General features: G+C 70.0%; 11 protein-coding genes and 1 pseudogene. 10 read left to right on the top strand and 2 right to left on the bottom strand.

Annotated elements, in window-relative coordinates; translation table 11 throughout:
• The first annotated feature begins 48 nt into the window (after window positions 1–48).
• From A8M77_RS08830 to A8M77_RS08810, 5 genes are all read left to right on the top strand, one after another.
• On the top strand, window positions 49–2,406 hold the full coding sequence (locus A8M77_RS08830; RefSeq protein WP_086921178.1) for a Tex family protein: 2,358 nt from the start codon (window positions 49–51) through the stop codon (window positions 2,404–2,406).
• A gap of 23 nt (window positions 2,407–2,429) precedes the next feature.
• Window positions 2,430–3,461 (top strand): acyltransferase family protein, encoded by a 1,032-nt coding sequence (locus tag A8M77_RS08825; protein WP_158100898.1) that lies wholly within the window; start codon window positions 2,430–2,432, stop codon window positions 3,459–3,461.
• Window positions 3,458–4,531, top strand: a complete 1,074-nt coding sequence (locus tag A8M77_RS08820) for a phospholipase (protein ID WP_086921176.1) — start codon at window positions 3,458–3,460, stop codon at window positions 4,529–4,531. The genes A8M77_RS08825 and A8M77_RS08820 overlap by 4 nt, the downstream gene beginning before the upstream one ends.
• Window positions 4,532–4,603: 72 nt before the next feature.
• Entirely contained in the window at window positions 4,604–4,825 is a 222-nt protein-coding gene (locus A8M77_RS08815) for a hypothetical protein (RefSeq protein ID WP_086921206.1), read from the top strand.
• Window positions 4,826–4,925: 100 nt separating this feature from the next.
• On the top strand, window positions 4,926–5,912 hold the full coding sequence (locus tag A8M77_RS08810) for a tripartite tricarboxylate transporter substrate binding protein (RefSeq protein ID WP_086921175.1): 987 nt from the start codon (window positions 4,926–4,928) through the stop codon (window positions 5,910–5,912).
• A 12-nt stretch (window positions 5,913–5,924) separates the two neighbouring features.
• Here the strand turns inward: A8M77_RS08810 and bla are convergent, their stop codons facing one another.
• On the bottom strand, window positions 5,925–6,803 hold the full coding sequence (bla, locus tag A8M77_RS08805; RefSeq protein ID WP_086921174.1) for a class A beta-lactamase: 879 nt from the start codon (window positions 6,801–6,803) through the stop codon (window positions 5,925–5,927).
• Between the two features lie 88 nt (window positions 6,804–6,891).
• On the opposite strand from bla, the gene A8M77_RS08800 reads away from it, so the two are divergent.
• The 3 genes and pseudogenes from A8M77_RS08800 (at window position 6,892) to A8M77_RS36040 (ending at window position 11,605) form a co-directional block, all read left to right on the top strand.
• Window positions 6,892–7,764 carry a LysR family transcriptional regulator gene (locus tag A8M77_RS08800; protein WP_086921173.1) on the top strand — a complete coding sequence of 291 codons (873 nt, stop codon included), beginning with the start codon at window positions 6,892–6,894 and terminating at the stop codon, window positions 7,762–7,764.
• A 65-nt stretch (window positions 7,765–7,829) separates the two neighbouring features.
• A pseudogene (locus A8M77_RS36770) lies at window positions 7,830–10,502 on the top strand (beta strand repeat-containing protein); the annotation flags it as partial.
• Window positions 10,503–10,660: 158 nt separating this feature from the next.
• Window positions 10,661–11,605: an autotransporter outer membrane beta-barrel domain-containing protein gene (locus tag A8M77_RS36040; RefSeq protein ID WP_158100896.1), complete on the top strand. Its 945-nt coding sequence runs from the start codon at window positions 10,661–10,663 to the stop codon at window positions 11,603–11,605.
• Between the two features lie 19 nt (window positions 11,606–11,624).
• Here the strand turns inward: A8M77_RS36040 and A8M77_RS08785 are convergent, their stop codons facing one another.
• Window positions 11,625–12,761 carry an iron-containing alcohol dehydrogenase gene (locus A8M77_RS08785; RefSeq protein ID WP_086921171.1) on the bottom strand — a complete coding sequence of 379 codons (1,137 nt, stop codon included), beginning with the start codon at window positions 12,759–12,761 and terminating at the stop codon, window positions 11,625–11,627.
• An 82-nt stretch (window positions 12,762–12,843) separates the two neighbouring features.
• Between A8M77_RS08785 and A8M77_RS08780 the strand changes: the two genes are divergently transcribed.
• On the top strand, window positions 12,844–13,779 hold the full coding sequence (locus A8M77_RS08780; RefSeq protein ID WP_238136757.1) for an alpha/beta hydrolase: 936 nt from the start codon (window positions 12,844–12,846) through the stop codon (window positions 13,777–13,779).
• A complete protein-coding gene (locus tag A8M77_RS08775) occupies window positions 13,776–14,645 on the top strand; it encodes a YbgC/FadM family acyl-CoA thioesterase (RefSeq protein ID WP_086921170.1) in 870 nt (289 codons plus the stop codon). Before A8M77_RS08780 ends, A8M77_RS08775 begins: the two co-directional genes overlap by 4 nt.
• Window positions 14,646–14,649: the final 4 nt, after the last annotated feature.

Below are 14,649 nucleotides of genomic sequence, written 5' to 3'. Positions count from 1 at the left end.
ACACCCGGCACGCCTGCTGCGCGCCGCCTGCCAGCCATTTCCCCAGACATGCAGAAAATCACCCGCCAGCTCGCCGCCGAGATCAAGGTCGGCGAGCACCAGGTGAAGGCCGCCGTCGATCTGCTCGACGGCGGTGCCACCGTGCCCTTCATCGCCCGCTACCGCAAGGAGGCCACCGGCGGCCTCGACGACGTGCAGCTGCGGGAACTCGAGGCGCGTCTCTCGTACCTGCGCGAGCTCGAGGAGCGCCGCGCGGCGGTGCTCAAGAGCATCGAGGAGCAGGGCAAGCTCACGCCCGAATTGCGCGCCGCCATCGAAGCCGCGCCCACCAAGCAGGAGCTGGAAGACCTCTACCTGCCGTACAAGCCCAAGCGCCGCACCAAGGGCCAGATGGCGCGCGAGGCGGGCATCGAGCCGCTGGCCGACAAGCTCTTCGCCGACCCGACGCTGAACCCGGCCGAGGAAGCCGCGGCCTTCGTCAAGCCGGCCGCCGACGGACTGGATTTCTCCACCGTCCAGCTGGTGCTCGACGGCGTGCGCGACATCCTGTCCGAGCGCTGGGCCGAAGACGCGGTGCTGGTCCAGGGCCTGCGCGAATGGCTGTGGGCCGAAGGCCTGTTCAAGTCCAGCCTGATGGCGGGCAAGGACGAAAACAACGCCGACGTCGCCAAGTTCCGCGACTACTTCGACTACGACGAGCCGATCGGCCGCGTGCCTTCGCACCGCGCGCTGGCCGTGTTCCGCGGGCGGGCGCAGGACATCCTCGACGCCAAGCTGGTGCTGCCCGTGGAGCCGGAGCCGGGCAAGCCCTCGATCGCCGAAGGCAAGATCGCGCTGCACCTGGGCTGGAGCCATGCGGGCCGCGCCGCCGACGACCTGCTGCGCAAGTGCGTGGCGTGGACCTGGCGCGTGAAGCTGTCGCTCTCGACCGAGCGTGACCTGTTCGCTCGCCTGCGCGAGGAGGCCGAGAAGGTCGCGATCAAGGTCTTCGCCGACAACCTGCGCGACCTGCTGCTGGCCGCGCCGGCCGGCCAGCGCGTGGTGATGGGCCTGGACCCGGGCATCCGCACCGGCGTGAAGGTGGCGGTGGTCGACGCCACCGGCAAGCTGGTCGACACCGCCACCGTGTTCCCGCACGAGCCGCGGCGCGACTGGGAAGGCTCGCTGCACACGCTGGGCAAGCTGTGCGCCAAGCACGGCGTCAACCTGATCGCGATCGGCAACGGCACCGCCAGCCGCGAGACCGACAAGCTCGCGGCCGATCTGATCAAGCTGCTGGCGAAGATGAGCGCCCAGGCCGGCGCCCCGGCGCCGACGGTCGACAAGGTAGTGGTGAGCGAGGCCGGCGCCTCGGTTTATTCCGCCAGCGAGTTCGCCTCGCAGGAAATGCCTGACGTGGATGTCAGCCTTCGTGGCGCTGCGAGCATCGCGCGCCGGCTGCAGGATCCGCTGGCTGAACTCGTGAAGATCGATCCCAAATCCATTGGCGTGGGCCAATACCAGCACGACGTGAACCAGAGCGAACTGGCACGCACCCTGAGCGCAGTGGTCGAAGACTGCGTGAACTCGGTGGGCGTGGACCTCAACACCGCGAGCGTGCCGCTGCTATCGCGCGTCTCGGGCCTGTCCGCCGGCGTGGCCAAGGCGGTGGTGCGCTGGCGTGAGGCCAACGGTGCCTTCGCCACCCGCAAGCAACTGCTGGACGTGACCGGCTTCGGCGGCAAGACCTTCGAGCAGAGCGCGGGTTTCCTGCGCATCCGCGGCGGCGAGAACCCGCTGGACATGACGGGCGTGCACCCCGAGACCTACCCGGTGGTCGAGCAGATGATCGAGAAGACGGGCAAGCCGATCGCCGAGCTGATGGGCCGCGCCGAAATGCTCAAGACGCTCAAGCCCGAGCTCTTCGCGAACGAGAAGTTCGGCGTCATCACCGTGAAGGACATCCTCGGCGAGCTGGAGAAGCCGGGCCGCGACCCGCGCCCCGACTTCAAGGTGGCGCGCTTCAACGAGGGCGTGGAAGACATCAAGGACCTGGTCGAGGGCATGGTGCTCGAAGGCACGGTGAGCAACGTGGCCCAGTTCGGCGCCTTCGTCGACCTGGGCGTGCACCAGGACGGCCTGGTGCACGTGAGCCAGCTCTCGCACAAGTTCGTCAATGACGCGCGCGAGGTGGTCAAGACCGGCGACATCGTCAAGGTCAAGGTGATGGAAGTGGACGTGGCGCGCAAGCGGATCGGCCTGTCGATGAAGCTGGATGCCGCACCCGGCCGCCGCGACGGCCCGCGCGAGAACCGCTTCGAGGGCGCCGGGCGCGGCCACCAGGGTCCGCGCCGCGACAACACGCCGCAACCCGCGGGCCAGATGGCCAATGCCTTCGCCAAGCTGCAGGGGCTGCGCAAGTCCTAGCACCGGCCGGATGGAGCATGCGCATGCCTGCTGAGCCTCGCAACCCGGCCGATCGCGGCAGCACGCCGGCGGTACACGCCGGCGCCCAAGCCACGGCGGGCGCGCGCGACCTGCATGCGGACTGGCTGAAGGCGGCGGCCATCGTCGGCGTGGTCAGCATCCACGCGGGCATGCCCTTCCAGGACCTGTTCCGCTTCGGCGTGCCGGTGTTCATCGGGCTCTGGGCCTACTACCTGGAAAAGGCGCTGGCGCGCCGGCCCCGCGAGACGCAAGGGTCCTACCTGCTGCAGCGTATGGTCGAACTGGGCGTGGCCTACATCGCCTGGACGCTGCTTTACCTCGAGAAGTTCTACGACGGCCGCCTGGATGCGACGCCGCTGCACACGGTCGTGGGCGGCTGGTTCGGCGGCTACGGCTGGTCGGGGCAGTACTACTTCGTGATCCTGTTCCAGCTCACGCTGCTGTTCCCGCTGCTGCGCCGGTGGGTGGCGGATGCGCCGACGCTGCCGGTGATCGCCGCCGGCGTGGCGCTGAACGTCGCGGCCGGCTACTGGCTGTTCGAGCACCGGCTGATCTCGGCCGTGGGCGACCGGCTGTTCATCTACTGGATTCCCTACGTGGCGATGGGCATCGCGCTCGCGCGCGGCGAACTCGGCCGCAAGCCGGGGCTGGCGTTGGTCGGTTTGCTGCTCCTGCTCGCCGCGCCGCTGGAGAGCACGCTGTTCACCGAGCACTCGGCCTACCTGTCGCTCACCGTGACCCTCGCATCGCTGCTGCTGCTGGCGAGCGCCGTCGCGGCCGATCGCGTGCGGTCGCAGCCGCCGGGGCCCATCGGCAGGGCGGTGGCGCTGGTGGGTCGCAACACCTTCGCGATCTACGTGGCCAACGTGGGCATGCTGGAGGTCTGCAAGAGCACCGGCTTCACGGCCTTCGCCCAGGCGCATGCCGGGGCGTGGGGGCTGGGCGCCGTGGTCGCCGCTGCGCTGGCCGGCGGCCTGGCCATCGGCAGGCTGCTGCAGGCGCTGGGCCTGGGCGTGCTGGTCGGCAAGCGGTGAAGGCGCTGCGCATCCACGCGGGCCCGGCCGCCCGCGCGCACATCGCCGCCCAGGGCCTGGCACCGGCCGACGTGCGCACGGTGCCGGGCGCGGCCGGCGGACCCAAGGGGCTGATCCTCGGCCCCATCGACCGCTTCCTGTTCGGCGACTGGCTGCCGCAGTCCACGCAGCCGGTGGACCTGGTCGGCGCCTCCATCGGCGCGTGGCGGCTGGCCAATGCCTGCCTCGCCGATCCGAAGACGGCCTTCGAGCAGTTCGAGCACGGCTACATTCACCAGCATTTCGAGGTGCCGGCCGGACAGAAGCGCCTGAGCGCGAAGCAGGTCAGCGCGAAGTTCAGCGAAGGGCTGCGCGATTTCTACGGCGGGCGCACGGGCGAAGTGCTCATGCACCCGCGTTACCGCCTGCACGTGATCACCGCGCGCGGGCGCCACATCCTGGGGCGCGAGGGCAGGGCGCGCACGCCGGCCGGCTACCTGGGCGCCTTCATCACCAACAGCGTGCACCGCAAGGGCCTGGGCGCCTGGCTGGAGCGGGTGGTGTTCTCCAGCCACGGCGCGTCGCTGCCCTTCGGCACGCAGGACTTCCGCACGCGGCAGGTCGCGCTGGGCGAGGCCAACTTCGAACTCGCGCTGCAGGCCTCCTGCTCGATTCCCTTCATGCTCGAGGCCGTCCACGACATTCCCGGCGCGCCGCCCGGCGCCTACTGGGACGGCGGCATCACCGACTACCACCTGCACCTGAACTACAGCGCGGCGGATGGCATCGTGCTCTACCCGCACTTCCAGAAGGCGGTGGTGCCGGGCTGGCTGGACAAGGGCCTCAAGTGGCGCCACAAGCCCACGCGCTTCCTCGAGCGCACGGTCGTGCTGGCGCCGGACCCGGAATGGGTGCGCAGCCTGCCGAACGCAAAGCTGCCCGATCGCAACGACTTCCTGCGCTACGGCAACGACGCTGCATCCCGCATCCGCGCCTGGGCCGTCGCAGCACAGGAGGCGCGCCGGCTGGCGGACGAGCTGGCCGATTGGCTGCGGCGCGGCAGCCCGGTGGCGGACGTGCTGCCGCTCTGAACGGCAGCGCGCGAGACGAGAGCGCCAGGCTCGGCGGCTACAGTCGGGCTGTCGTCCACCATGGGAAGCAACATGAACGCAACACGAATCATCGGCCTGATCCTGATCGTCGCCGGCATCGCCGCCATCGGCATGGGCGGCTTCAGCTTCACCAAGGAGACCCACCAGGCCAAGATCGGACCGATCGAGCTGTCGGTGAAGGAGAAGGAGACCGTCAGCTTCCCGACCTGGGCCGGCGTGGCCGCAATCGTGGTGGGCGGCGCGCTGGTGGTCTTCGGCGGCAGGAAAGGCTGAGCCGGCCCCTGCGCCGGTCCAGGCGCCGCGAAGGGCAAACCCTGAGGGCGGGACTGCCGCGGCCTTCCAGAATCGGCGCTCCACACGAGGAGTCCTCTTCATGCAGCCAGCCCCGCTGTCCCGCCGCGTCTTCAACCTCTCGGCCGCCGCGGCCGCGGCGTCGATCGCAGCCCCCGGCTTCGCGCAGGCCGCCTGGCCGAACAAACCGATCCGCATCATCGTCCCCTACACGCCCGGTGGCTTCACCGACCAGATGGCGCGCCTCGTGCAGCCCGGCCTGACGGCGCGGCTGGGCCAGCCGGTGCTGATCGACAACAAGCCCGGCGCCAACAGCCTGATCGGCGTCGATGCGCTGGCCAAGTCGGCGCCGGACGGCAGCACCTTCGGCGTCGTGATCGCTGCCTACGCGGCCAACACCACGCTCTATCCCAAGCTGCCCTACGACCCGAAGAAGGACCTCGCCGGCGTCTCGCTGATGGGCATCTCGCCGCTGCTCGCGGCAGTCAACAACGACGCGCCCTTCAAGACCGCGAAAGAGCTGATCGACTACGCGCGGGCGCACCCGGGCAAGATCAGCTTCGGCTCCTCTGGCAACGGTTCGGCGGCGCATCTCACCAGCGAGCTGTGGAAGTCGCTGACGAAGACGTACATGATCCACATCCCGTACCGCGGTGCGGTGCCCGCATTGACGGACCTGATGGGCGGGCAGATCCAGCTCTTCTTCGACGCGCCGACGGGCCTCATCAACCAGGGCAAGGCCGGCAAGGTGCGCCTGATCGGTGTGGCGAGCGATCGGCGTCTGCCGGCGGTGCCCGAGGTGCCGACCTTCGTCGAGCAAGGCTTCGCGGGCTTCACCGGCAGCACCTGGGCCGGCATGCTGGCGCCGGCGGGCACGCCGCGCGAGATCGTCAAGCGCATGTCGGAAGAGGTGGCGCGGATCATCAAGAGCGAGGAGATCCGCACGAAGCTCGACGCGATGGGCACCTTCCCCTCGGGAAGCACGCCCGAGGAATTCGACGCCTTCATCGCGGCAGAGACCGACAAGTGGGGCAAGGTCATCCGCACGGCTGGCGTGAAGGCGGAGTGAAGACAACCAGGGTCAGGCGCCAGGGCTGATCCAGGCCGCGGCGGCCGCGCCCACGGCGGCGATGGTCGCATTGCGCTCGGCCATCGGGGCCCGCGTCGCGGTCAGGTAGACCGACAACAGCACCGGTGCGCGCCCCGGCGGGCGCAGGATGGCAACGTCGTTCGCGGTGCCGTTCTCGCCCGAGCCGGTCTTGTCGCCGACCCTCCAGCCGGCCGGCAGTCCGGCGCGGATGCGCTGGTCGCCGGTCTTGTTGTCGTCCAGCCATTGCATCAACTGGGCGCGCGAGGCCGGCGAGAGCACGCCACCCAAGAGAATCTTTTGCATGTTCGCCGCCATGGCGGCCGGCGTGGTGGTGTCGCGCGCATCGCCCGCACGGGCCTCGTTGAGCGCGGTCTCGATGCGGTCCAGCCGCGTGTGCGCGTCGCCGATCGAGCGCATGAACGCGGTGAGGCCGGCCGGCCCGCCGAAGCTGGCCAGCATCAGGTTGCCGGCCGTGTTGTCGCTCAGCGTGACAGCGGCCTCGCACAGCTGGGCCATCGTCATGCCGTCCTCTCCGGCGTGCTTTTCGGTCGCGGGCGAATAGGTCACGAGCTCGTCGCGGGCATAGCGGACGCGGCGCTCCAGCGTCTCCTGGCCCCGGTCGACCCGCGCCAGTACCAGTGCGGCGGCCAGGGCCTTGAAGGTGCTGCAAAGCGGGAAGCGCTCGTCCTGCCGATGGCCGGCCAGCCGGCCGCTGCCGCTGTCCAGCACGGCGACGCCGAGCCGGCCGCCGCTGGCTTTCTCGATCTCCGCCAACCGGCCGCCGAACGCGTTCGCGTCGGCCGCCCGGAGGTGGAAGGGAAGGGCGGCCAGCGAAAGAAGAAGGCCGCTGTTGAACTGTCGTCGATGCATGTCTGCTGCTCCTGAAAGCGAGCGACTTTCCCTCATCGGTGTCTTCGGCACAAACGATAGTATTTGCTGCTTCACACAAGAAATTCTTATGGCTCGCACCCATCTTCCCCTGAATGCGCTGCGCGCCTTCGAATCCTCCGCCCGGCACCTGAGCTTCACCCTCGCGGCGGCCGAGCTGAACGTGACCCAGGCCGCGGTCAGCCAGCAGGTGCGCGGCCTGGAGGCCCGGCTGGGCGTGGCGCTGTTCCGCCGGCTGCCGCGCGGCCTCGCGCTCAGCGACGAGGGCCAGGCGCTGCTGCCGGTGCTGGCGGATTCCTTCGGCCGCATGGAGGCGGTGGTCCAGCAGTTCGACAACGGCCAGTTCTTCGAGGTGCTGACGGTCGGGGTGGTGGGCACCTTCGCGGTCGGCTGGCTGCTGCCGCGGCTGCGCGCGTTCCAGCACGACTGTCCCTTCGTGGACCTGCGGCTCATGACGCACAACAACGTGGTCGATCTCGCGGGCGAGGGGCTGGATTTCGCGATCCGCTTCGGCGACGGCAACTGGCCGGGACTGAAGTCCGAGCACCTGATGGCGGCGCCCCTGGCGGTGCTGTGCGCGCCAGCTCTGGCGCCACGCATCGGCCGGCCGAAGGACCTGGCGCAGCAGACGCTGCTGCGCTCCTACCGCGCCGAGGACTGGCCGGCCTGGTTCGCCGCGGCGGGCGCGGCCTGCCCGGCGATCCGCGGGCCGGTCTTCGATTCGTCGCGGCTGATGGTGGAAGCGGCCATGCAGGGCGCCGGCGTGGCGCTGGCGCCGGCCTCGATGTTCGAGCGCGAGCTGGACGAGGGGCGCCTGGTGCGGCCGCTCGCGACCGAGGTGCTGACGGGCGGCTACTGGCTGGTGCAACTGCGCTCGAAAGCGCCTACGCCGGCGATGCAGGCTTTCCGCGGCTGGCTTTGCGGCGCCGTTGCCGCTGGCTAAACGAACGCTTCGCAGCCACACTGGCGCCTGAACAAACAAGCAAGAAGAACGGAGGGGCAGCCACCGTGATCCAGTCCTGCTCGGCTTTTCGCGCTCGGCGACGGGCTTCGCGCGCAGTGCTCCTCGACACTGCCTTGCTCGCCGCCGCGCTGACCACGCCGTTCGCGCGAGCAGCCACCCTGACCTGGGACGCCAGCGGCCTCGCCACAGCCACTTCGACCGCGACGGATGGCGGCGGCACCTGGAACACCACCCTCTCGCGCTGGAACAACAACACCGCTGACCTTGCATGGAGCAACGCGGCTGGCGACGTTGCCAGCATCGGCAACAACAACGGTCCTGGGGGCGTCCTGAACCTTGCGACACCGATCACCGTCGGAGGCCTGATCTTCAACGCGCCGGCAAGCGGCAGCTACACGCTGAGCGGCAGTACGCTCACCCTCTCTGGAACCCGCACCATCACCACCCAGGCCAACGCGACGATCGGCTCGGCGCTCAGTGCGGCCGGCACGCTGACGAAGAACGGTGCAGGGACGTTGACGCTCACCGGCGGGGGCGCGGTCAGCGGAGCGACCACGGTAGCGAGCGGCACGCTGGTGTTCCAGGGCCCCACCACCAGCTCGCCGTCCTACGTCATTTCTTCCGGCGCCATTCTGGAAGCCAATGTCACTGCGGGCCTGCGGGATTGGGCGGCGCCCACCGCCTTCAGCGGTACGGGAACCCTGCGCAAGACCGGTGCTGGAACGATTCGCTGGGGTCTGCTGTCGGGCACTTTTGCGCTGGGCCGGGGCGCCCTGATCGACGTCCAGCAAGGCACTTTCATCGGCGGCAGCAATGCCAACGAGAACTGGACATCCAATCTGGCGGACCTGCGCGTCGCGTCGGGCGCCGTGTTCAGCGGCGTGGAGGCCAATGTCCGCGTCAACGTCCTGTCGGGCGGCGGCACGATCATGTCGGGCCTGAACGGTGCCGGCTACAGCCAGTTCACCTTCGGCGTGGACAACGGCAGCGGCACCTTCGACGGGGTGCTTTCAGACAACGCGTCCTTTCGCGGCAACTACCACAAGGTCGGCTCCGGCACCCAGACCTTCACCCAGGCCAATACCTTCTCGGGGCAGTTGCTCGTCGGTGGCGGCGTACTCTCGGTCTCGGCCGTCAATCAACTGGGCACTGGCACCGGCGCAGGCTACCTGGCGATCCAGAACGGCGGCACGCTGCGCTACACCGGCACGGGCAGCGAGACCTCGACGCGTCGCGACCTGTACTGGAATTCCGGGGCCGCCACCATCGAGGTCACGTCCCCCGGCGCGGCCCTGACGCTCGACGTCAGCGGCGGCGTACGCAACCAGGCCTTCACCAAGTCGGGTGCCGGGCAGCTCATCCTGCGCAAGACCAGCGCGATCAACGAGTTCAAGAACAGTCCGTTGATCATCAGCGGCGGGGTCCTGGAATTCAACCAGGCCCATCCGGGCGCCATCACCCGCTTCGGGGGCGTCGTCACCGGCGCCGCGGGAACGCAGATCAAGGTGTCCGGCAGCGGCTACATCGGCAACGACACCCTGGGCGCCAACTGGAGCGCCAACCTCGCGGGTCTGGACGTCGGCGCGGGTGCCGCGGTGGACCTGCGGGGCCAGGGCATCACGGTCGACGCGTTGACCGGCGGCGGCACGGTCGCCAACAGCTACGCCGACGGCATCGACACCCTGGTGATCGGCGCCCATGGCGGCTCCGGCACCTTCGACGGCACGATCCGGCAGGCCGCCCCGACGGGATTCGTGACGACGGGCAGCCCGATCGTCGCGCTCACCAAGATCGGCGCGGGCACGCAGACCCTGAACGGCATCAACAGCTACACCGGGGGCACCTCGCTGAACGGCGGTACGCTCTCGGTGGCGCAGGACGGCAACCTGGGCGCGGCAACCGGGGCGCTCGGCTTCGACGGCGGCACGCTCAGGACCACTGCCGATCTCTCCACGGCACGTGCGACCACGCTCGGCGCGACGGGCGGAACCATCGAAACCCAAACAGGCACGCTGACGCACACGGGCGCCATCGGAGGCGCCGGTGCCCTCGTCAAGACCGGCTCCGGCGCGCTTGTGCTGACTGGCAGCAACAGTTATGCGGGCGGCACTGCCATTTCCACGGGCACACTGCAGCTGGGCAACGGCGGCAACACCGGCAGCATCGTCGGCGGCGTGGTCAACCATGGCGCACTGGTCTTCAAGCGCTCGGACGTCGTCGGCTTCCCCGGCGCGATCTCGGGCAGCGGTTCCGTCTCCCAAGCCGGCGCCGGCACCACGGTGCTTTCCGGCGCAAACACCTATGCCGGCCCCACCGCCGTGACGGCAGGCACATTGCGCGCGGGTGCGGTCCACAGCTTCAGCGCCGCATCGGCGCACGCCGTGTCGGCAGGCGCCACGCTCGACACTGCCGGGTTCAATCAGGTCGTCGCCGCGCTGGACAACGGCGGCACGGTGAGCCTTGTCGGTGCCGTGGCGGGCAGCACGCTCACGGTGAACGGCCCCTACGCTGCACACAGCCTGCTGAGGCTGGGCACAGGGCTGGCCGGCGGCGTCGGTGTGAGCGACCGGCTGGTCCTCGACGGTCCCGGCGCGAGCGCCAGCGGCAGCACCACGATCCAGATCGCGAACGCGGCAGGTCTCGGCATGGTCACCACGGGCAACGGCATCGAAGTGGTGAGCGCGCGCAACGGCGCCACCACCACCGCGCAGACCACCCGAAGCGCCTTCAGCCTGGCCAATGGCCATGTGGATGCCGGCGCCTACGAGTACCGGCTCTATGCGGCCGATGCGCTGGGGGCAGGCGAGAACTGGTACCTGCGCTCGACCGCGCCGGCCCTGCCCCGCCTGCCCCGCCTGCCCCGCCGGCGGCGCAGGTGCCGACCTACCGAGCCGAAGTCCCCTTGCTGGCGGCCCTGCCGGCGCAACTCAGGCAGACCGACATCGCGATGCTGGGCAACCTGCATCGGCGCATCGGCGACGAACCCGAGACGTCCACCCGGCGCGCCTGGGCCCGCGCGGTGTACGCCGACCTGGGCATTCGGCAACCCGGTGCGGCACGGGTCCGGACCGATGGCCATGCGAGCGGCCTGCAGGCCGGCAGCGATCTGTTCGCAGGCGGCGGCTGGCGCGCTGGCCTCTACGTGGGCTATCTCGATGGCAGCGCCGATGTCACAGGCAGCGCGCACGGTGTGACGGCAAGAGTGGGCAGCAACAGCTTGCAGTCGCGCTTCCTGGGCGCCTACGCGACCTGGACGGATGCGAGCGGCCTGTACGTGGACAGCGTGGTGCAGGCCGGCAGTCATCGCTACACGGTGCGCCCGGACACCAGCCTGCGCGTGCCGGGCAAGGCCAGCAGTTCCGTCGCCTCGATCGAAGCGGGGAGGCCCTTTGCGCTCGCCGCGGGCTGGAGCATCGAGCCGCAAGCGCAACTGATCCACCAACGCCTGCACGCGGACGACACGGCGTTCGCCGGCGCCCACGTGGGCCACGATCCCGCGGACGGCTGGGTTTTCCGCCTGGGTGTGCGCCTCAAGGGCGACATCGCGACCGGCGCCGGGCGGCTGCAGCCCTATGCACGACTGAATCTCTACCGTGCGAGCTTCGGCGATGACGTGGTCAGCTTCACCGGCCCGGCGGGCACGACCGCCATTGCAAGCGCGGCCGGCTACAGCTCGGCCGAAGCCGCCGCGGGAGCGACGCTGACGCTGGCGCCCGCCGCCAGCCTGTACGGCGAGATCGGCCGCCTGTGGAACATCGGCGGCGACGCGACCGTCAAGTCGTCCGTGCAGGCTTCCCTCGGCATCCGGCTGCGCTGGTAGCGCAGAAGCCGAGCCGGCCTTACATCGAGGCTTCGAGCATCGCGCGGTAGTCGTCGCGGGTGGCCAGCCGCGGGTTGGTCTTGTGGCAGTGGTCCGCCATCGCGCCGTCGATGATCGGCTCGAACATCTCCGTGCTCACGCCGACCTCGGCCAGGCCCTTGGGCAGGCCCAGGCGCGCATTCATGTCGCGGATCGCCGCGCCCAGGTCGCCGGCCGAATCGAGGTTCATGGCCTGTGCCATGCGCTGCAGGCGCTGTTCCTTCTGCACCGATTCCGCGCCTGCGTTGAAGGTGATCACGGCCGGCAGGAAGAGGGCATTGAGCGTGCCGTGGTGCAGGCGCGGATCGATGCCGCCCAGGCTGTGGCTGAGCGAATGCACGCAGCCCAGGCCCTTCTGGAAGGCCATGGCGCCCTGCATCGAGGCGCTCATCAGGTTGAGCCGGGCCTCGCGGTCGCTGCCATCCTTGGTGGCGCGCTCGATGTAGCGCCAGGCACGCTGCAGGCCGTCGAGGCCGATGCCATCGGCCGGCGGATTGAATGCGGCCGACATGAAGGTTTCCATGCAGTGCGCGATGGCGTCCATGCCGGTGGCGGCCGTGAGGCGCGGCGGCAGGCCCAGCGTGAGCTCGGGATCGCAGATCGCCGCCTTGGGCATCAGGAACCAGCTGTGGAAGCCGAGCTTGCGGTGGTCGTCGACGATCACGATGGCGCCGCGCGCCACCTCGCTGCCGGTGCCGCTGGTGGTGGGGATGGCGATCAGCGGCGCGACGCTTTCGGTGATCTTCGGCGAGCCGCCCTCGATGGTGGCGTAGGTCTTGAGCGGCCCGTCGTGCGTGGCGGCGATGGCCACGCCCTTGGCGCAGTCGATCGCCGATCCGCCGCCGACGGCGACCAGGCCGTCGCAGCCCTGGTCGCGGTAGAGCGCGGCGGCGGCGCGCACCGCGGCCTCGGTGGGGTTGGAGGGCGTTGCGTCGAACACCGCGTGCGGCAGGCCCTCCAGCGCGTCGACGGCCTTCTGCAGGATGCCTGCGGCGCGCACGCCGGTGTCGGTGACGATCAGCGGGCGCCGGATGCCGATGCGTTCGCATTCGCTGCGCAGCAGCCGGACGGCGCCGAAGTCGAACTGGATCTGGGTCAGGTATTGGATGAGGGCCATGGGGTTCGTGGAGTGGGAACGCTACGATGCGGGCCTTCCAATTTAACAAGCACCGACCCTCTTGCCCATGAGCCCAACCCTCATGCCACAGCTGACCCCGAAGATGGCCGGCGTGGTCGACCGGATGGCGCGCGCCCGTCAGCCGCCTTACTACACGCTGAGCCCGGCCGAGGCCAAGGCCGCCTACGAGAAGGGCGCGGGCGTGCTGGAGGTGCCCAAGCCCGAACTCGCGCGGATCGAGGACTTCACGATGCCCGCGCGCGACGGGCATCCGTTGCCGGCCCGGCTGTATGCGCCGTCGAACGAGACATTGCCGGTGCTGCTGTTCTTCCACGGCGGCGGCTTCACGGTCGGCAGCATCGCGACCCACGACACGCTGTGCCGCGTGCTGAGCCGCAAGAGCGGCTGCGCGGTGGTCTCGCTGGACTACCGCCTCGCGCCCGAGCACAAGTTTCCGACGGCGTCCAACGATGCCTGGGATGCCCTGCAGTTCGTGGCGAAGGAGGCGGCCGGGCTCGGCCTCGACGGCTCCCGCCTCGCGCTGGGCGGCGACAGCGCGGGCGGCACGCTGGCCGCGGCATGCGCCATCTTCGCGCGCGATGCCGGGTTGCCGGTGGCGCTGCAGATGCTCTTCTATCCGGGCACCACGGCGCACCAGGACACGCCCTCGCACCGGCGCCTGGCCCAGGGACCGCTGCTGGACGAACTGCTCATCACCTGGTTCTTCTCGCAATACCTCAACACCCCGGCCGACCGCGACGACTGGCGCTTCGCGCCGCTCAACGCCGAGGATGTCGAAGGCGTCGCCCCGGCCTGGATCGGCCTGGCCGAATGCGACCCCGTGGTCGACGAGGGCATTGCCTATGCCGACAAGCTGCGTGCCGCGGGCGTGCCGGTGGCGCTGGAGATCTACCGCGGCGTGATCCACGAATTCGTCAAAATGGGCCGCGCCATCCCGGAAGCGCTGCAGGCCCAGGCCGACGCGGCGCGCGCCCTCAAGGAAGCCCTGCAACCATGACCGAGACCACCCGCAAGTCCGACTACCGCTTCTTCCACCGCCTGCGCGTGCGCTGGGCCGAGGTGGACATGCAGAAGATCGTCTTCAACGCCCACTACCTGATGTACTTCGACACCGCGATCGCCGACTACTGGCGCGCGATGGCGCTGCCCTACGAGGAGGCGATGCACGCGCTGGAAGGCGACCTGTACGTGCGCAAGGCCACCGTCGACTTCCATGCCTCGGCACGGGTGGACGACCTGCTCGACGTCGGCATGAAGTGCGTGCGCGTGGGCAACTCGTCCATCCTCTTCCATGGCGGGCTGTTCCGGGGCGAGGAGTTCCTGGTCGGCTGCGAGCTGGTCTACGTGTTCGCCGACCCGGCCACGCAGACCTCGAAGCCGGTGCCGCCGCTGCTGCGCGAGATCCTCGCCGGCTACGAGGCCGGCGAGCCCATGCGCGAGGTGCGGACCGGCAGCTGGGCCGAGCTCGGCGAGGGCGCCGGCGCCGTGCGGCGCAGCGTCTTCATCGAGGAGCAGCGCATTCCCAAGGAACTCGAATGGGACGAGCATGACGAGCGCGCCGTGCACGCGGTGGCGCGCAACCGCCTGGGCCAGGTGATCGCCACCGGCCGGCTGGTGCCCGGCGCGCCGGGCCAGGGCCGCATCGGCCGCATGGCGGTGCACCGCGTGCTGCGCGGCGGCGGGCACGGTGCGGCGGTGCTGCGCGCGCTCGAGGAAGCCGCGAAGGCCCGCGGCGACCGCGAGGTGGCCCTGCATGCGCAGCGCAGTGCCGAGGCCTTCTACCAGCGGCTGGGCTACCAGCCGCACGGCGAGCCTTTCGAGGAAGCCGGCATCGGCCACATCGAGATGCGGCGCGCGCTCTGACCCC

The sequence above is a fragment of the Variovorax sp. JS1663 genome, from assembly GCF_002157355.1.
Lineage (GTDB): Bacteria > Pseudomonadota > Gammaproteobacteria > Burkholderiales > Burkholderiaceae_C > Variovorax.
Note: the sequence above shows the minus strand (reverse complement) of the source record. Positions and strands in the feature narration are given on the sequence as shown.